The organism is Ferdinandcohnia sp. SAFN-114, from assembly GCF_059415045.1.
The window spans coordinates 15,202-32,120 of sequence record NZ_JBPFDQ010000058.1 but is presented as its reverse complement, the minus strand read 5'-3'; the positions used below and the strand labels follow the sequence as shown (position 1 = coordinate 32,120).

The following is a 16,919-nucleotide window of genomic DNA, read 5'->3' as shown; positions in this document are numbered from 1 at the left end:
TGTCACAATACTTATCTCAAGTATTGCCATTTTGGAGGTGTTTTATATTGTCTCACTATTTTAGGTTAGTCCAGATCGCCTAATGCGGTCATCGCTTTTTTGTTGTTTATTTAGAGAACGATTAGAATCGTTTCAGTACTTCCTGTTTAAGTACGAAGAAACGGGGTGAAGAAAGAATCAATAAGGTCATGATAATGGAACAGAAGATGAATGCACCTAAAAAAGTGATACCGTTAGCTGTAAGAGAAAACCATACTGCTTCAAAGCCTTTTAGTTGTTCAGCGAAGAATACAAAACCTGATACGAAATGCCAAAAGTAGCGAGCAAGGCTTCCAATGAAAATGGCACTAATGATTAAAGCTAATGATTTACCTTTGTTACCAGTTCGTAAGCTTTCTTGAACGCCGTTTCTAAATAAACCAGCAAACCCAATGAAAGAAAAAGCTAAGAAATAATCGATGGCTCCTTGAACTGGATGGATAATCCAGGGATCAAAGATCACTTGCAGAAGTCCCCATAAAAAACCGGAAAGGAAACCAATTTTAAGTCCCCATCTAAGTGCGACAATGAATATAGGGATCATTGCGAATGATATAGAGATGGAAGGACCAATTTTTATTGATGGCACAAACATATCTAGTGCTAGCGCTAATACGGCAAAAATCGCCGCTTCAATCATGGACTGTAACCTAGTATTTCTCATAAAAAAACCCCCTTGAAGTGTGTAATGAACAAAACGCACCCCAAAGGAGAACAACTTTAATAAAAGGATAAGTTCTCATAAATCTCCACATTCCTACGCTAGCATTAACTAACAGGTTCGAAGGGTCTGAACTTTTAACGTTCACTCTCAGCAAATTGCTCCCCTTGTGGTTACGTTTATTAATTAATTACTATCATAATAGAAATTAGGGAAAAGTAAAACAAAAAGTTTCGTCACAGTGTAACTTCAACGAAAGACTGACATGTTCTATGTCAAAGGCCAAAGTCAACATAACCAATGGAAGTCCAAAAGTTGAAGACTTCCTAGTAAATCTTTAAAATAGAAAGTGGTTATAAAACAGGCGCTTTTTTTGATGTCAAGTTCCATATTCCATCGACTTGAGGGGTCTAAGCGCGAGGGACTTTTCTATCAGAAGGTGTGTTGCAAATAAGTTGAGGTGAAAAGGTGAAAAATACAAAATTATTAACAGAAGGTGCCATGCTTTTAGCAGTATACAGTGTACTGTTACTTGTCAGTCTATATCTCCCGCTACTTGGAACGGTACTTTCATTCCTTTTGCCCATTCCATTTATTCTGTTTACAGTGAAGTATAAAGTAAAGCAGTCATTGTTGTTTTTACTCATCGCTTTTTTCCTCTCAGGACTATTAGGTTCTGTAATGGGGATTATACTTACGATAATGTTTGGTGTTACAGGGATTTTATTAGGTGAAATGATCAACAGGGGAAGAAGTGGAATCGAACTTTTCTTAGGCGCATGTTTGTCCTACTTGTTTTCGATTGTGCTGATGTTTGTCACGGTTAACCTCGTTTTACAAGTGAATGTCACTGAAGTGCTTAAAGAAAGCACACAAGAATCTTTTGCCATGGCTGAGAGTATAATGAGGGCAACAGGGGGAGAAATCAATACAGAAGCCATTAAACAACTAGAAGAGTCAGTTGAAATGATGCAATACATGATTCCAAGTATGTTTGTTTTTCTTGCGATGTTTTTGGCTTTTATAACAGTTGTGGCCATTAAACCTGTTCTAGTAAGGCTTCAGGTGAAAATAAATCCTTTCCCGCCATTTCGTGAGATTAATTTTCCAAAGAGTGTCTTATGGTATTACTTATTGATTTTACTTTTGAGCTTTGTTGAGATGGAAAAGGGTACATTTGGATATACTGCCTTTTTAAATTTCTTTTTTATTATGCAGTTGCTAATGGTCATTCAAGGCTTGTCATTTATTTATTATTACTGTTATCAAAAAAGAATTCCAAAGGTCGTACCGATTGTTCTAACGATCTTAACACCAATTCTCCTTTATATTATTCGAATCTTAGGTATAATTGACTTAGGATTCCAACTGCGAAATCGAATTAGTAAAAAGAAGTAAAACAAAGCTTTAGGAGCTGAAAATTACATGCCAGACTTTTACAAAAGAAAGTTGTTTCGCTATCCCTTATATGCATTACTTGTTATCACAAGTATTTTTAGTGCAATTCTCGTTTATTTTCAGTGGGTGATTGGGTTAGCAAGTTTTCTGCTCCTTGGATTAATTACGTACTATTTGTACAAAGCAAACTCACTTTTAAAAAAAGAAATGGAGCATTATATCTCAACCCTATCCTATCGCTTAAAGAAGGTTGGCGAAGAAGCGTTAATGGAAATGCCGATTGGGATTTTGCTATATAATGATGAGTTTCAAGTTGAATGGGCCAATGCTTATTTATCAAATTGCCTTGACGCAGATACGTTAGTAGGGAGATCACTATATGATGTTGAGGAATTAATTGTTCCTTTAATTCAGCAAGAGGTCGAGAGTGAGACAATTACATTAAATGAGCAGAAATTTAAGGTAATCATTAAGAGGGAAGAACGATTACTTTATTTCTTCGATGTCACTGAACAAATGGAAATTGTGCAATTGTATGAAGCTGAGCGTACAGTGCTAGGGATCATCTTTTTAGACAACTATGATGAAGTTACTCAAGGAATGGATGACCAACGGAAGAGTTCTTTAAATAGTCAGGTTACGTCAATCCTTAATGAATGGGCCAATGAACATGGTGTGTTTTTAAAGCGAACCTCATCTGAGCGTTTCATTGCGGTGTTAAATGAAGAAATATTATCCAATCTTGAAAAAACAAAGTTTACGATTCTGGATGATGTTAGGGAAAATACAGCAAGGGATAGCGTAGCACTAACTCTAAGTATAGGAATCGGAATTGGAGTCCCAACCCTTCCTGAGCTAGGAGTTTCAGCACAATCCAGCTTGGACCTTGCACTGGGACGTGGTGGTGACCAAGTTGCGATTAAGCTTCCAAACGGTAAGGTTAAGTTCTATGGGGGCAAAACAAATCCAATGGAAAAACGCACTAGAGTCCGCGCACGCGTTATTTCACATGCTCTAAAGGAAATTGTCTCGGATAGCGATAAAGTCATCATCATGGGCCATAAATACCCTGATATGGATGCTGTAGGTGCTTCCATTGGGATATTGAAGGTAGCACAAATGAATCATAAAGAAGGATATATTGTATTAAATCCGAATGAAATTGATTCAGGTGTTGGGCGTTTACTTGAAGAAGTAAAGGAAAATACAGAATTATGGTCATATTTTATTACGCCAGAGCAGGCACTTGAAATTGCTTCAAACGACACACTGCTTGTAGTAGTAGATACCCATAAACCATCACTTGTAATTGAGGAAAAGCTGGTATCAAAAATTGATAAAGTGGTTGTTATTGATCATCATCGCCGTGGCGAGGAATTTATCCAATCACCATTACTCGTCTATATGGAACCATATGCCTCATCGACAGCCGAGTTGGTGACGGAACTTCTTGAATATCAACCTAAGAAGAAAAAAATTAATATGCTTGAGGCGACAGCTTTACTAGCCGGGATCATTGTTGATACAAAGAGTTTTACGCTTCGCACGGGTTCAAGAACATTTGATGCAGCATCCTATCTTCGTGCACAAGGAGCAGATACCATTCTTGTTCAGAAATTCCTTAAAGAAAATATGGACCATTTTAAAAAGCGATCGAGATTAATTGAGTCAGCATTTATTTATAAAAGAGGAATTGCGATTGCAAAAGGAAAACAAAATGAGACCTATGACCAAGTGATGATTGCACAAGCCGCTGATACATTACTGACAATGAATGATGTTGTTGCCTCATTCGTTATTTCTGTCCGACATGACTTAAGAGTGGGAATCAGTGCACGTTCATTGGGTGACGTCAATGTGCAGCTGATTATGGAAAGTTTAGGCGGTGGCGGCCATCTTACAAATGCTGCAACACAGATAGAAGATACAACAATAGAAGAAGCAGAAGAACAGCTACTTTTAGTAATAGATGAGTATTTAGAGGGAGGAACCAAGAAATGAAGGTTATTTTCTTAAAGGATGTAAAAGGTAAAGGGAAAAAAGGGGAAGTGAAGAATGTATCTGATGGATATGCTCACAATTTCCTGTTCAAGCAAAATCTTGCAATTGAGGCAACACCAGCGAATATGAAATCATTAGAAGCTAAGAAAAATAAAGAATCAAAAGAAGCCGCTGAGGAACTTGCCCAGTCAAAACAGCTAAAGGAAAAGATTGAAGCATTGACCGTTGAGCTTCAAGCAAAAGCGGGTGAAGGTGGTCGTTTATTTGGCTCTGTAACAAGTAAGCAAATTGCAGATGAGCTCGCGAAAAAACACGGCATTAAAATCGATAAGCGTAAATTTGACCTTCCTGATGGAATTAGAGCATTAGGTTATACCAATGTTTCTGTAAAATTGCATCAAGAAGTAACAGCAATAGTTAAGGTACATGTCAAAGAACAGTAATTTCCATTGAAACTGAATAGGGAAAACAGATAGAATGAAGAATGTGGTTTTGTTACATACAAGATCACATTTTTTATTTACATGATTGTTAATAAAGCTTTTCCATTGGAATTAAATAAAAGAGAAGTATAATAGATAGATAGACATAAAAAAGTTATGTAAAGGGAGTGGAGAATAGTTGAGTGACATTTTTGCTGATCGTATTCCTCCGCAAAATATAGAGGCTGAGCAAGCTGTTTTAGGTGCTATTTTCCTAGAACCAAGCTCATTAACTCTTGCTTCAGAAGTGTTGATTCCAGAAGACTTTTATCGGACAGCACACCAGAAGATTTTTGACGCGATGCTAGGTCTCTCAGATAAAGGTGAACCAGTTGACTTAGTAACGGTTACTTCCGAGTTAGCGGATGCGAAAATTTTAGACGAAATAGGTGGCGTTTCGTACTTAAGTGAGTTGGCGAGTTCCGTACCAACAGCCGGGAATATTGAATACTACGCGAAGATTATTGAAGAAAAGTCAATACTTCGCCGATTGATTCGCACAGCAACAACGATTGCTACAGATGGCTATTCCCGAGAAGACGAGGTCGATGCACTTTTAGGTGAGGCCGAAAAAAATATAATGGAAGTCGCGAACCGTAAAAATGCGGGTGCTTTTCAAAATATTAAGGACGTTCTCGTTCAGACCTATGATAATATTGAAACTCTTCATAATCGTGTTGGAGATATTACCGGTATTCCTACCGGGTTTACAGAGCTGGACAAGATGACAGCCGGATTCCAGCGAAATGATTTAATAATCGTAGCAGCCCGTCCATCTGTTGGTAAGACAGCATTTGCTCTTAATATTGCGCAAAACGTGGCAACTAAGACTGATGAAAATGTCGCTATCTTTAGTCTAGAGATGGGTGCTGAGCAGCTTGTAATGAGGATGCTTTGCGCAGAGGGTAACATTAATGCACAAAATCTACGTACAGGTTCCTTAACACCGGAAGATTGGAGTAAGTTAACCATGGCAATGGGGAGCTTATCCAACTCAGGAATATATATTGATGATACTCCTGGTATTCGTGTGAATGATATTCGTTCAAAATGTCGCAGACTTAAGCAGGAAAGTGGATTAGGGATGATTCTTATCGATTACCTACAGTTGATCCAAGGTAATGGAAGAAGCGGCGAAAACCGTCAGCAAGAGGTATCTGAAATCTCCCGTTCTTTAAAAGCCTTAGCCCGTGAATTAAAGGTTCCTGTTATTGCCTTATCACAGTTATCCCGTGGGGTAGAGCAAAGACAGGACAAGCGTCCAATGATGTCTGATATTCGTGAATCAGGGAGTATCGAGCAGGATGCCGATATTGTTGCGTTCTTATACCGTGATGATTACTATGATAAAGAGTCAGAGAATAAGAATATTATTGAGATCATTATTGCTAAACAACGTAACGGCCCGGTTGGAACAGTTTCGTTGGCATTCGTTAAAGAATATAATAAATTCGTCAATCTGGAACGAAGGTTTGATGATGCCAATATGCCACCAGGTGCGTAGTAAAATGGTTAAAACGTACCTGAGTACAGAAAAAAGACGTATCAATTGATGATACGTCTTTTTTTGATTTTCTTACATATTATTGGAGATAAAATGAAATAATAAACACGAATGTTCAATATTTGTATATATGCAATGTTCGTATTTTTATTGTAATAAGAAAAGAAAACTGATAAAATATTGACTGGAAATGAACAATATCTTTATATTAACCCTGGGGGTGCATAGTAATGTCAGCAGTCGTAGTTGTAGGAACACAGTGGGGAGATGAAGGAAAGGGGAAAATTACTGACTTTCTTTCAGAACAGGCTGAAGTAGTAGCTAGATATCAGGGTGGAAACAATGCGGGACATACAATCGTATTTAATGGAGAAACGTACAAACTTCATTTGATTCCATCAGGCATTTTTTATTCAGAGAAAATCTGTGTCATCGGCAATGGTATGGTAGTAGACCCAAAGGCATTAGTCAAAGAACTAGCCTATTTGCATGACAAGGGTGTTCAGACAGATAATTTACGTATAAGCAATCGTGCCCATGTTATTCTTCCTTATCATATTAAGTTGGATGAATTAGAAGAAGAATACAAAGGGATAAACAAAATAGGGACTACAAAAAAGGGAATTGGACCTGCCTATATGGATAAGGCTTCCAGAGTGGGAATTCGTATTGCAGACTTACTTGACCGAGAAGTGTTTGAAGAAAAGCTTTCTCATAACCTTACTGAGAAGAATCGACTATTCGAAAAGGTTTATGAAACACAAGGATTTACTTTAGATGATATCGTAAATGAGTATTATGAATATGGACAGCAAATCGCTCAATATGTTTGTGATACATCTGTTGTGTTGAATGATGCTCTAGATGATGGACGTCGTGTTCTATTTGAAGGTGCCCAAGGTGTTATGTTAGATATTGATCAAGGAACGTATCCATTTGTTACATCCTCAAATCCAGTAGCCGGCGGGGTTACAATTGGTTCTGGAGTGGGCCCTACTAAAATAAATTCTGTAGTAGGCGTTTCAAAAGCCTATACAACACGTGTAGGAGACGGACCTTTCCCAACAGAGCTAAACGATGAGATTGGTCATCAAATTCGAGAAGTTGGTCGTGAGTATGGGACGACTACTGGACGTCCTCGAAGAGTAGGCTGGTTTGACGCAGTAGTTGTACGTCATGCAAGACGGGTAAGTGGAGTTACTGACTTATCTCTTAATTCCATTGATGTATTAACTGGAATTGAAACGTTAAAAATTTGCGTGGCCTATCGACACAAAGGGGAGCTAATTGAGGAATACCCAGCTAGTTTAAAAGTCCTCGCAGAATGTGAACCAGTCTATGAAGAGTTTCCAGGGTGGACAGAGGATATTACAGGAGTGAAAAAGTTAGAAGAACTACCAGAAAATGCTCGAAACTATGTTGAGCGTATATCCCAGTTAACTGGTATCCCATTATCTGTATTCTCAGTTGGACCTGACCGAACACAAACAAATGTAGTGCGCAATATATATAGCTAATAACATGAAAAACATAGTTGGAAACAGCTATGTTTTTTTATTTTGGCTCTTTTCTATAAGTTTGTTGTTTTTAGTTATAATGTGGAAACCTAGTAGATTGGAGCGTAAGGTGGCGACTCCTCGAAAGTGTATTCACATTTTCTTCGTGCGTGGGTTATTTCAAAGAAGCAAATTCAATGTCCAGCGGGAAAAGCGTGAGGCTCAATCCACGCCCGCGGAAAGCGTCCACCTGAAGCGGAAACCATTGATAAAAACAACAAAGTTTGCGAAAACAGCCTTTATTTTAAATCAAATCCATCCCCACAGATAACATATAAACACTTATCTCCTTTCCCATGACAATCTCACTATGTCATATTTTGATAAGGAGTCTTTTGTCGTGCAAAAACGACATAAATCTTTAAAAAATCCACGGTTTAAAGGGAAGAAAGGCTCATTTCAATGTCAAAATTCTACAGTTTTCTGTGTAAAAATTTGTCAGTAATACTACAATTATATTACATATTGGAAACTATTATACTTTTTTTCAAATTCTATGGTAAATTAATAAAGTGTAAAATAGAGAGAATTGTCGAACGATAGAATACGTCTTGGCGTATTTTGTAAGACAACGCTTTTCAACTCACAAGGTGAGATGAACGATAATTTCGGACAAGCAACCTTTGTTCAGGGAGGAAAGACCGTGTCAGACCAAAATAATACAAATAAAACACCAAGAAAATATATGACTTTGTTAAAACGAGTTGCGATAACCTCAGTTGCGCTTTCAACATTAGTGTTTGGATCAGCATCAGCTGATACAAAAATACAAACAGTGTATCATGTATACATAGATGGCAATAGAGTTGGAACAGTTGATTCCAAGAATGTAGTAGAAAAGGTAATCGAACAAAAAGTAGATTCCTTACAAGATCAATATAAAGAGCTTTCTTTGGTAGCCGATAATGTTTCAATTATTGAAGAACAGGTTTTTCTACCAACCTTCAATAATGAAAATACTGTGAAGGTGCTAGAATCAGAGATTGAAATTGCAGCACAAGCTAAAGCGATTACGATTGATGGAGAGCCAGTTGCTTATCTAAAAAATGAAGAAGAAGCGAATGAAGCTCTGAAACAATTAAAGTTACAATATGTAAAAGAAGAGCAATTGCAAGAGCTTGAGGCGAGAGAAAAATCAGAACAACCTTTGCCTGCATTAGCTGAAGGACAATCTCGTTTATTAGACGTTTCATTTGTGGAAAAGGTTTCAGTTTCAGATGAAAAAATTTCACCAGAACAAATTCATAATCCTGCTGATACCGTCACATTGCTTCAAAAGGGTACATTAGAAGAGAAAAAGTACCAAGTTAAAGAAGGAGATGTACTGGGTTCTATTGCGGTAGACCATGATTTAAAGACAGCGGATTTATTAGCATTAAACCCTGGAATTACTAAGGATACACTTATAAAAATTGGACAAGAATTAAACGTAACAGCATATAAGCCATTTTTAACAGTTGTGGTAAAGATGGAGCAAAATAAAAAAGAAACGATTAATTTTGAAACGAAGGTTAACGAAAATTCAAATATGTACAAAGGGGACAGAAAAGTCACTCAAGAAGGTCAAGAGGGTGAAAAGACTGTTCACTATGAATATAAAATGGTTAATGGCGTGAATGCTGAAACAAAGAAACTTAATGAAACCATCACAAAAGAGCCTGTAACAGAGGTAATTGAAAAAGGAACGAAGGTTGTTCCTTCAAGGGGATCAGGTCAGTTAGCATGGCCAGCAGTTGGCGGTTATATCTCCAGTCACGTTGGATATAGATGGGGACAACTCCATAAAGGTATTGATATTGCAAGACCAAGTAATTATACGATTAAAGCAGCTGACAATGGGACAGTTGTAGAGGCTGGATATTCTGGCGGCTTTGGGAATAAAATTACGATTAACCATAACAATGGAATGAAAACCATTTATGCTCATATGTCATCCCTTAATGTTCGTGTTGGACAAACCGTAACGAAGGGCCAACAAATTGGTGTAATGGGTTCAACTGGTAACTCAACAGGAACGCACCTACATTTCGAATTATATATTAATGGAGCTTTGAAAAATCCATTAGATTACTTATAATATTAGACAATATACGCCTTCAGCATGATGCTGAAGGCTTTTTTAATAAGTATAAAGAACGATAAAATGGAAGTCGGAATTGGACAGATGACCTATATCACTGTTTTTTTATACACTTCTGATGATATACCTCCCTTTTTCTGCTAAAGTTAGAGGTAAAGGAACAAAATAAAAGGTACAATTCGAACTATATAATATGAAAACTGTTTTAGGTGATACGGTTTTTATTTTAATGTGAAGGAGAAAAAGTGAATGGAAAAAGTAATTCTTGTAGTTGATGATGAGAAACCAATTGCGGATATATTACAATTTAATCTTGAGAAGGAAGGGTATAAAGTCGTTTGTGCCTATGATGGTAATGATGCTTTAGAAAAGGTTGAGGAAGTAAGTCCTGATCTCATTCTACTTGATATCATGCTTCCACATAAAGATGGCATGGAGGTTTGTCGAGAGGTACGAAAAAAGTATGATATGCCGATCGTTATGCTAACAGCCAAAGACTCTGAAATTGATAAAGTATTAGGGCTTGAGCTAGGGGCTGACGACTATGTTACAAAGCCTTTTAGTACGAGAGAACTGCTTGCAAGAGTAAAGGCGAACCTTCGAAGACACCAACAAATTTCTGAGGCAGTTAGCCAGGAAACAACAAGTGAGATTGCTGTGGGTTCCCTTGTAATCCATCCAGATGCCTATGTGGTGAGTAAACGTGGAGAAACAATAGAATTAACACATCGTGAATTCGAGCTTTTACACTATTTAGCCAAGCACCTTGGTCAAGTCATGACACGAGAGCATTTATTACAAACGGTATGGGGATATGATTATTTTGGAGATGTACGTACAGTTGACGTAACAGTACGCCGCTTACGTGAAAAAATTGAAGACAGTCCGAGCCATCCAACATGGATTGTCACAAGACGTGGAGTGGGCTACTATTTACGAAACCCTGATCAGGAGTAAATCTTGAAATGAAAAGACTAGGTTTTTTTCAATCAATTCATTTTAAATTTGCACTTATCTATTTGCTCTTGATTTTAATTGCGATGCAAATTATTGGTGTTTATTTTATAGGGAAATTAGAGTTGCGATTAGTAGAAAATTTTAAAATATCGTTAAATGAACGGGTCAATATACTTGCATTTAGTATTGAGCAGGAAATGAATAAGGAGAGGGAAGATGCTTCTACATTAGAAAAAGATATCCGGAATATATTGCAGGACTATGAGTCTGAGGATATCCAAGAAATTCGGGTTATCGATAATAAAAGCCGTGTAGTTGGGAGCTCAAACCCATATAGTCAGGGAATTGTTGGCAGAAAAACGAATGAGGATTCGGTCAAACGTACGTTACTGCTTGGCGACAATCCAGATTATGTGCGCTTAGATGAATCAACGTATGATCGGATGTATGTATCTTCAACACCAATTCGTTCGAATGGAGATATCATCGGCGCAATCTTTTTAATCGCGAGGATGGAAAATGTCTATGATGATATAAAAGAAATCAATGATATTTTTGTAACGGGTACTGGAATTGCGATGGCGATTACGGCAGTCCTTGGAATCTTTGTCGCTCAAACGATTACAAGACCAATTTCAGCAATGAGAAAGCATGTTTTAGAATTAGGAAGAGGTAATTTTTCAAAGAAGGTAAAATTATTCGGCCATGACGAGATTGGTCAACTTGCAATGACCTTCAATAATTTATCGAAAAAAATACAAGATGCACAAGCGACAACAGAAGGGGAACGTCGCAAGCTCTCTTCTGTGCTTGCTCATATGACAGATGGGGTAATTGCAACCGATAAAAAGGGGCGGATAATCTTAATCAATACGCCTGCAATTGACATGCTAGATGTTTCACGTGAAACAGTCCTTGATCAGTCAATTGTTTCCGTCTTAGGGTTAGATGAACAATATACTTTTGAGCAGCTTGTTCACGATATAGATACGGAAATCCTTGATTTTAGTACGCATAAAAAACAATACATTATAAAGGTTAGTTTTTCAGTTATTAAAAAGGAATCAGGCATTATCAATGGTTTAATTGCTGTATTATATGACGTGACCGAGCAAGAAAAGATTGAAAGTGAGAGACGAGAGTTTGTCGCAAATGTTTCACATGAATTACGAACACCATTAACGACAATGCGGAGCTATCTTGAAGCACTAGCAGATGGTGCTTGGGAGGATGAAAAGATTGCGCCTCAGTTTTTACATGTAACGCAAACCGAAACAGAACGGATGATTAGGTTGGTCAATGACTTGCTGAAGTTATCAAAACTAGATAGTAAGGATTATCGTTTATCCAAGGATTTAATTGATTTTACAAAGTACTTCCACCGAATCATTGACCGATTTGAAATGACAAGGAAGCAGCATATCTCCTTTATTCGAAATTTACCTGAGAAGCCCATTTATCTGGAAATCGATCAAGATAAGATGACACAGGTTCTCGATAATATTATTTCAAATGCTTTGAAATATTCACCTGAGGGAGGAACGGTATCCTTTCAAGTGGAAGAATCAAATGATGAAATCGTCGTAAGCGTAAGAGACCAGGGTGTTGGAATACCGAAGGATAACATCAATCGAATTTTTGAGCGATTTTACCGGGTGGACAAAGCACGCACACGTAAATTAGGAGGAACAGGGTTAGGTCTTGCGATTGCCAAGGAGATGGTCGTTGCTCATGGAGGCAGGATTTGGGCTGAAAGTGAAGAAGGGGTAGGTACAACTATTTTCTTTACCCTACCAATCAATGTGAATCAAGATGGTTTAGAGGATGATTGGGATGAAGTATGAATCAATAAAAACAACAATTTTAATTCTCTTAGTGCTTTCTAGCATTGTTCTTACATGGTCTTTGTGGACGTATCAGCCCCAATACGATCACCTAGGAGAAAATGATGACTTAGTAGCGGAAGTAACGACAAATATTACAAAGGACGCCTCCGAAATTATAAGGCCAACTAAAATTCTTTATCATATTGATGGTCAGCATTTTGGGACTTTTAACGAGACGGAACTGAACCGAGTCATGAAAGAACTTAGGTCTTGGGAAATTGATGAGGTCCACAACATTACACATACTGTTCAGGATCAAGGTTTAGCAGACTTCTTAAAGCAAAATGGACAAGTTGAAATATACTTTCCTGATCCGTTTCCGCTAGAGCTTTATAAATCGTTTATTAAAAAAATTAATGATAAGGATCATTCCTTCATTTCGTTTGACCGATTTGTAATTGATGTCAATTCTGAAGAAGATGGCGAAGGGATTGTGTACTTTGTGTCCACCGGTGACAACTTAGTGTATGAGGGCCGTGTCAATAGTAGGCTTACAAGGGAATACCGGAAAAACTTTTATACAACGGCGACGAGATATCCCGAGCAAATTGAATATGAACTATCAGATACGAATTCAGTCTACTTACCGAAGGACACAACAATTGTAGAACGTGTTGACTATTATATTGATGCGATTGAAATTGATACCTTTAAAGATCGCTTATTCACCAATTCAAGTCTTGTTAAGCGGGATGTTCTTACTACAGGTGAAGTTCATACCGATGGAACAAGGTTACTAAGAGCGTATAATAATAAAAAGTATATTGAGTTCATTAATCCAACAAGAATTAGTGGAGAACCAGCACAGACAACAGATTTAATTCAAACTAGCATTGATTTTGTTAATGAACATGTTGGATGGACAGATGATTACCGCTTTTTTAGGTGGAGTAAAGAGAGTCAAACGACAGTTTTTAAACTCTATGTAAAAAATATCCCTGTTTTTAGTCAAAATAAACTAACAGATATTACACAACAATGGGATAACAATGATATAGCGAGATATTTTCATCCATCCATAAACTTACGAATCGATTTGGACTCAATTAAGGTGAGACTACCAAAAGGCGAAAAGGTAATGGAGGAAATTATAAGTAAGCCAAATTTTAATCCTGAATTGCTCGAGTCTGTGACAGTTGCTTATGACCTTGTAGAAAGTGAAGATAATTCCCAGTTTGTTTCACTTCAACCGATTTGGACTTACAGGTATAATGGAAGTTGGAAAAAGGTTGAGATAAAGAATGAGGATTTAGGAGGACATAAAGATGGATTGGAGTAAAACCAAGTCTTTATTTATCGTTACCTTCTTGATTCTCAACATCTTTTTAGGATATCAGCTTGTTCAAAAGAGGGATAGCAGTCAACTCGATTTGCTAAAAGAATTAAGTATTGACGAGAAACTAGCGGAAGAGGAAATCACGTATGAGGCTTTGCCAAAGGAACCGGAGGAATTAAGCTATATAAGTGGGAAAATCAAGGTTTTTACAGAGGAAGATGTTAAAACTCTTAAAAATCAGACCGTTAACATTGATACTGCTGGTATGCTAAAGGCTGAGTTTACAGATCCTATTAAGCTTTCCTTAACAGATCAAATGAAGATCGGACAATTTGTGAAGGACCATATCCTATCGGGGGACAAATATACCGTTTGGGATGTGGATGAAGAGGCTGGCACGGTTGTTTTAATTCAACAATATAAAAATTACAAGGTCTTTGGCCAATCATCGAATATAAGTGGTGTCATCTATTTGTATCTGAATGAGGATCATGAGGTAACGTCCTATGAGCAAACATTAATTCCTGAATTTGAAGAGCATGAGATGGAGGAGTTAATTACGCCTATGGAAACTCTAGAAAACCTTTTTAATAACTTCCATCTCAAATCAGGTAGCCATGTATCTAAGGTGGAAGTTGGGTATTACCCACTTGTCCCATATTCAGAATCACAGTTATTGGCTCCAGCTTGGCATGTTACCATAGACGATGAAACAGATATTTATGTCAATGCCATCGAAGGACAAATTTTAAATAAGATGGAGTGAACGATTATGGGGTTGCATTTTAGTGTGCTTGCAAGCGGGAGCACAGGAAATGCGTTCTATGTTGGAACAGACAAGCATTCCTTGCTTGTAGATGCCGGGTTAAGTGGTAAACAACTAGAACTGTTATTTAAAGAAATCAACAAAGAAATTAAGCATCTTTCCGGAATTCTTGTGACACATGAGCATAGTGACCATATTAAGGGGCTAGGTGTACTGGCTAGAAAGTACAAGCTTCCCATCTATGCAAATGAAAAGACATGGAGTGCGATGGAGCGTAATATTGGAGAAATCCCGACAGAACAGAAGTTTATTTTTCAAATGGGGTCAGTAAAGACATTTGGAAATATGGATGTTGAATCTTTCGGTGTTTCCCATGATGCGGCTGAACCAATGTTTTATGTATTCCACAACGAGGGAAAAAAGGTTGTTTTAATTACGGATACAGGCTATGTCAGTGACCGTATGAAGGGCACCATTGAAAATGCCGATGCGTATGTATTTGAAAGTAACCACGATGTGTCTATGCTTCAGATGGGCCATTATCCCTGGAGTATTAAGCGACGTATTTTAAGTGATGTTGGACATGTATCGAATGAGGATGCAGCGTTAGCTATGTCAGATGTAATTGGGGATAACACGAAACGAATCTACTTGGCGCATCTAAGTAAAGATAATAATTTAAAGGATTTAGCACGTATGTCGGTTAAGCAAACCTTAGAAAGCAAAGGGTATGTTGTCGGGGAACAGTTTGATTTGTATGATACAGATCCAAAGGTACCTACAAAACTAGCTTATGTGTAGAAAGAAGCCCATTTGATTTTGATCAGATGGGCTTTTTTGTGTGCATGTGTAGCTCCAGCGCATAGCCAGTTTTCCCCTTGAATTGGCTCCAGCGAGTATCTTGCGAAAAGCTCTGCTTTGAGCAGCTCGAGGTCATCAGCCAGTCCGTCAAGAAGGATAAAAGGCATCCTTCTCACCGGCTTTTCTTATGCTTGTCGGACTTGCACAAGACAAGGAAGGCTTCGACAGTCATAACATTGCACGAAGAAAATGCAAAGCATTTTCGAGGAAGTGCTGACATCGACGTTTGCCACAGGAAGTGGCAGTAGTTAGTCGATGTTCCACTTTCAAGGCGGTTGCACTTTTCGAAGAAAAACACTTGCCGCACCCATAATTTTCTAGTAACTTGAAAATAGGATGAAAGTAGGGATGCTATGAAATCTTTTATGTTGCAAGCGGCAGGTTTAATGGTGCTTTGGGTGTTGTTTTTCATTTTTGAAAGGCCAGTTCCAACAGCTTATTCAATTATGATTTGTGCTGTTGTGATGACCTTATATTTTTTCCTGAAAATCACATCAAAGCCAGTCTATTTATATGTTGCGATAACCACACTTCTACTGACGCAAGGAGTTATTGAATCAGGCAATCCATTTACACTTTTATTACTATTGTACGTTGTGTTATTAGCTGCAATTCAACTAGAAAGTCAACCATTTAAAGGACTTGTTGCTCTTACGGTGACCAGTTTATTGACTTTCTTAATGTGGATGAAAAGTGATTTATCCGTTTATGTCTACTTTCTCTTATTCTACCTTCTTGCCCTTCAAGTGAATGAACTTTGGACGAAGCAAGAGGAACAACGCAACCTTTATGAAGAATTGCTTGGGGAATATCGAAAGTTAAAGAGGGTTGCCCTTGTGGCGGAGGAGGAAGCACGATATCAAGAGAGGACCAAAATTGCAAGGGACATCCATGATTCTGTTGGGCATAAGTTGACAGCATTGTTAATGCAGTTGGAAGTCTTATCAATTAAACAAGGTCCAGAACATTATCAAGATTTAAAGGAATTGGCTAAAGAGAGCTTAGAAGAGACACGTTTTGCAGTACGAACTTTAAAGGACCGGGAACATGAAGGAATTGCAACCATCTTACAGCTAATCAAAAAACTTGAGGCTGAAAGTCATATTATGGTCCAACTGACGACAAAACAAGGAATCTTGTCCGAACAGCTCACAAATGAACAAAGTGTCGTGCTATATAGAGTAATCCAGGAAGGACTTACGAATGCAATGCGCCATGCCCACTCACGTGAAGTTCAGGTGCTGCTTGGAAAAACAGCAGACGGAAATATTGAACTTGTTATGAAAAACCGAATCTATAAGAAGGAGTCATTTAAAGAGGGATTCGGGCTGTCAAATATGCGGAAGCGAGTTGAGGAATTGGAGGGAATGCTATCAGTCTATCAAACGGATGAGGAATTTGTCATTAAAGGTATACTTCCGTTAGCAAAAACGTAAGGGAGGGGAAACGGAC

Annotated in this window: 13 protein-coding genes and 1 riboswitch; of the genes, 12 read left to right on the top strand and 1 reads right to left on the bottom strand. The window is 37.9% G+C overall.

Annotated features, from left to right (window positions below):
* Positions 1-121: 121 nt before the first annotated feature.
* On the bottom strand, positions 122-703 hold the full coding sequence (gene thiT, locus ACR65M_RS17780; RefSeq protein WP_440273944.1) for an energy-coupled thiamine transporter ThiT: 582 nt from the start codon (positions 701-703) through the stop codon (positions 122-124).
* Between the two features lie 73 nt (positions 704-776).
* A riboswitch (TPP riboswitch) is annotated at positions 777-878 on the bottom strand.
* 290 nt (positions 879-1,168) lie between these two features.
* On the opposite strand from thiT, the gene ACR65M_RS17775 reads away from it, so the two are divergent.
* The 12 genes from ACR65M_RS17775 (at position 1,169) to ACR65M_RS17720 (ending at position 16,903) form a co-directional block, all read left to right on the top strand.
* Positions 1,169-2,098, top strand: a complete 930-nt coding sequence (locus ACR65M_RS17775) for a YybS family protein (RefSeq protein ID WP_440273943.1) — start codon at positions 1,169-1,171, stop codon at positions 2,096-2,098.
* 27 nt (positions 2,099-2,125) lie between these two features.
* The gene (locus tag ACR65M_RS17770; RefSeq protein ID WP_440273942.1) at positions 2,126-4,099 is read left to right on the top strand and encodes a DHH family phosphoesterase; all 1,974 of its coding nucleotides are present in this window, start codon (positions 2,126-2,128) and stop codon (positions 4,097-4,099) included.
* Positions 4,096-4,542, top strand: a complete 447-nt coding sequence (gene rplI, locus ACR65M_RS17765; protein ID WP_440273941.1) for a 50S ribosomal protein L9 — start codon at positions 4,096-4,098, stop codon at positions 4,540-4,542. Before ACR65M_RS17770 ends, rplI begins: the two co-directional genes overlap by 4 nt.
* 178 nt (positions 4,543-4,720) lie before the next feature.
* A complete protein-coding gene (gene dnaB, locus ACR65M_RS17760; RefSeq protein WP_121448191.1) occupies positions 4,721-6,085 on the top strand; it encodes a replicative DNA helicase in 1,365 nt (454 codons plus the stop codon).
* 230 nt (positions 6,086-6,315) lie between these two features.
* Positions 6,316-7,602 (top strand): adenylosuccinate synthase, encoded by a 1,287-nt coding sequence (locus ACR65M_RS17755; RefSeq protein ID WP_440273940.1) that lies wholly within the window; start codon positions 6,316-6,318, stop codon positions 7,600-7,602.
* Positions 7,603-8,284: 682 nt separating this feature from the next.
* Positions 8,285-9,718: a peptidoglycan DD-metalloendopeptidase family protein gene (locus tag ACR65M_RS17750; RefSeq protein ID WP_440273939.1), complete on the top strand. Its 1,434-nt coding sequence runs from the start codon at positions 8,285-8,287 to the stop codon at positions 9,716-9,718.
* A 252-nt stretch (positions 9,719-9,970) separates the two neighbouring features.
* Positions 9,971-10,678 (top strand): response regulator YycF, encoded by a 708-nt coding sequence (gene yycF / locus ACR65M_RS17745; protein ID WP_440273938.1) that lies wholly within the window; start codon positions 9,971-9,973, stop codon positions 10,676-10,678.
* 8 nt (positions 10,679-10,686) lie between these two features.
* Positions 10,687-12,522 carry a cell wall metabolism sensor histidine kinase WalK gene (gene walK, locus ACR65M_RS17740; protein WP_341333433.1) on the top strand — a complete coding sequence of 612 codons (1,836 nt, stop codon included), beginning with the start codon at positions 10,687-10,689 and terminating at the stop codon, positions 12,520-12,522.
* The gene (locus ACR65M_RS17735) at positions 12,512-13,843 is read left to right on the top strand and encodes a YycH family regulatory protein (RefSeq protein WP_341333432.1); all 1,332 of its coding nucleotides are present in this window, start codon (positions 12,512-12,514) and stop codon (positions 13,841-13,843) included. Before walK ends, ACR65M_RS17735 begins: the two co-directional genes overlap by 11 nt.
* Positions 13,830-14,606, top strand: coding sequence for a two-component system regulatory protein YycI (locus ACR65M_RS17730; protein WP_440273937.1), 777 nt, complete (start codon positions 13,830-13,832; stop codon positions 14,604-14,606). The genes ACR65M_RS17735 and ACR65M_RS17730 overlap by 14 nt, the downstream gene beginning before the upstream one ends.
* A gap of 6 nt (positions 14,607-14,612) precedes the next feature.
* A complete protein-coding gene (yycJ, locus tag ACR65M_RS17725) occupies positions 14,613-15,407 on the top strand; it encodes an exodeoxyribonuclease YycJ (RefSeq protein ID WP_341333430.1) in 795 nt (264 codons plus the stop codon).
* Between the two features lie 413 nt (positions 15,408-15,820).
* Positions 15,821-16,903, top strand: coding sequence for a sensor histidine kinase (locus ACR65M_RS17720; protein WP_440273936.1), 1,083 nt, complete (start codon positions 15,821-15,823; stop codon positions 16,901-16,903).
* Positions 16,904-16,919: the final 16 nt, after the last annotated feature.

Excerpts from the sequence above, each read along its gene's own strand:
- thiT (WP_440273944.1), bottom strand. The coding sequence starts at position 703 with ATGAGAAATACTAGGTTACAGTCCATGATTGAAGCGGCGATTTTTGCC.
- ACR65M_RS17770 (WP_440273942.1), top strand. The coding sequence starts at position 2,126 with ATGCCAGACTTTTACAAAAGAAAGTTGTTTCGCTATCCCTTATATGCA.
- rplI (WP_440273941.1), top strand. The coding sequence starts at position 4,096 with ATGAAGGTTATTTTCTTAAAGGATGTAAAAGGTAAAGGGAAAAAAGGG.
- ACR65M_RS17755 (WP_440273940.1), top strand. The coding sequence starts at position 6,316 with ATGTCAGCAGTCGTAGTTGTAGGAACACAGTGGGGAGATGAAGGAAAG.
- yycF (WP_440273938.1), top strand. The coding sequence starts at position 9,971 with ATGGAAAAAGTAATTCTTGTAGTTGATGATGAGAAACCAATTGCGGAT.
- walK (WP_341333433.1), top strand. The coding sequence starts at position 10,687 with ATGAAAAGACTAGGTTTTTTTCAATCAATTCATTTTAAATTTGCACTT.
- ACR65M_RS17735 (WP_341333432.1), top strand. The coding sequence starts at position 12,512 with ATGAAGTATGAATCAATAAAAACAACAATTTTAATTCTCTTAGTGCTT.
- ACR65M_RS17730 (WP_440273937.1), top strand. The coding sequence starts at position 13,830 with ATGGATTGGAGTAAAACCAAGTCTTTATTTATCGTTACCTTCTTGATT.
- yycJ (WP_341333430.1), top strand. The coding sequence starts at position 14,613 with ATGGGGTTGCATTTTAGTGTGCTTGCAAGCGGGAGCACAGGAAATGCG.
- ACR65M_RS17720 (WP_440273936.1), top strand. The coding sequence starts at position 15,821 with ATGAAATCTTTTATGTTGCAAGCGGCAGGTTTAATGGTGCTTTGGGTG.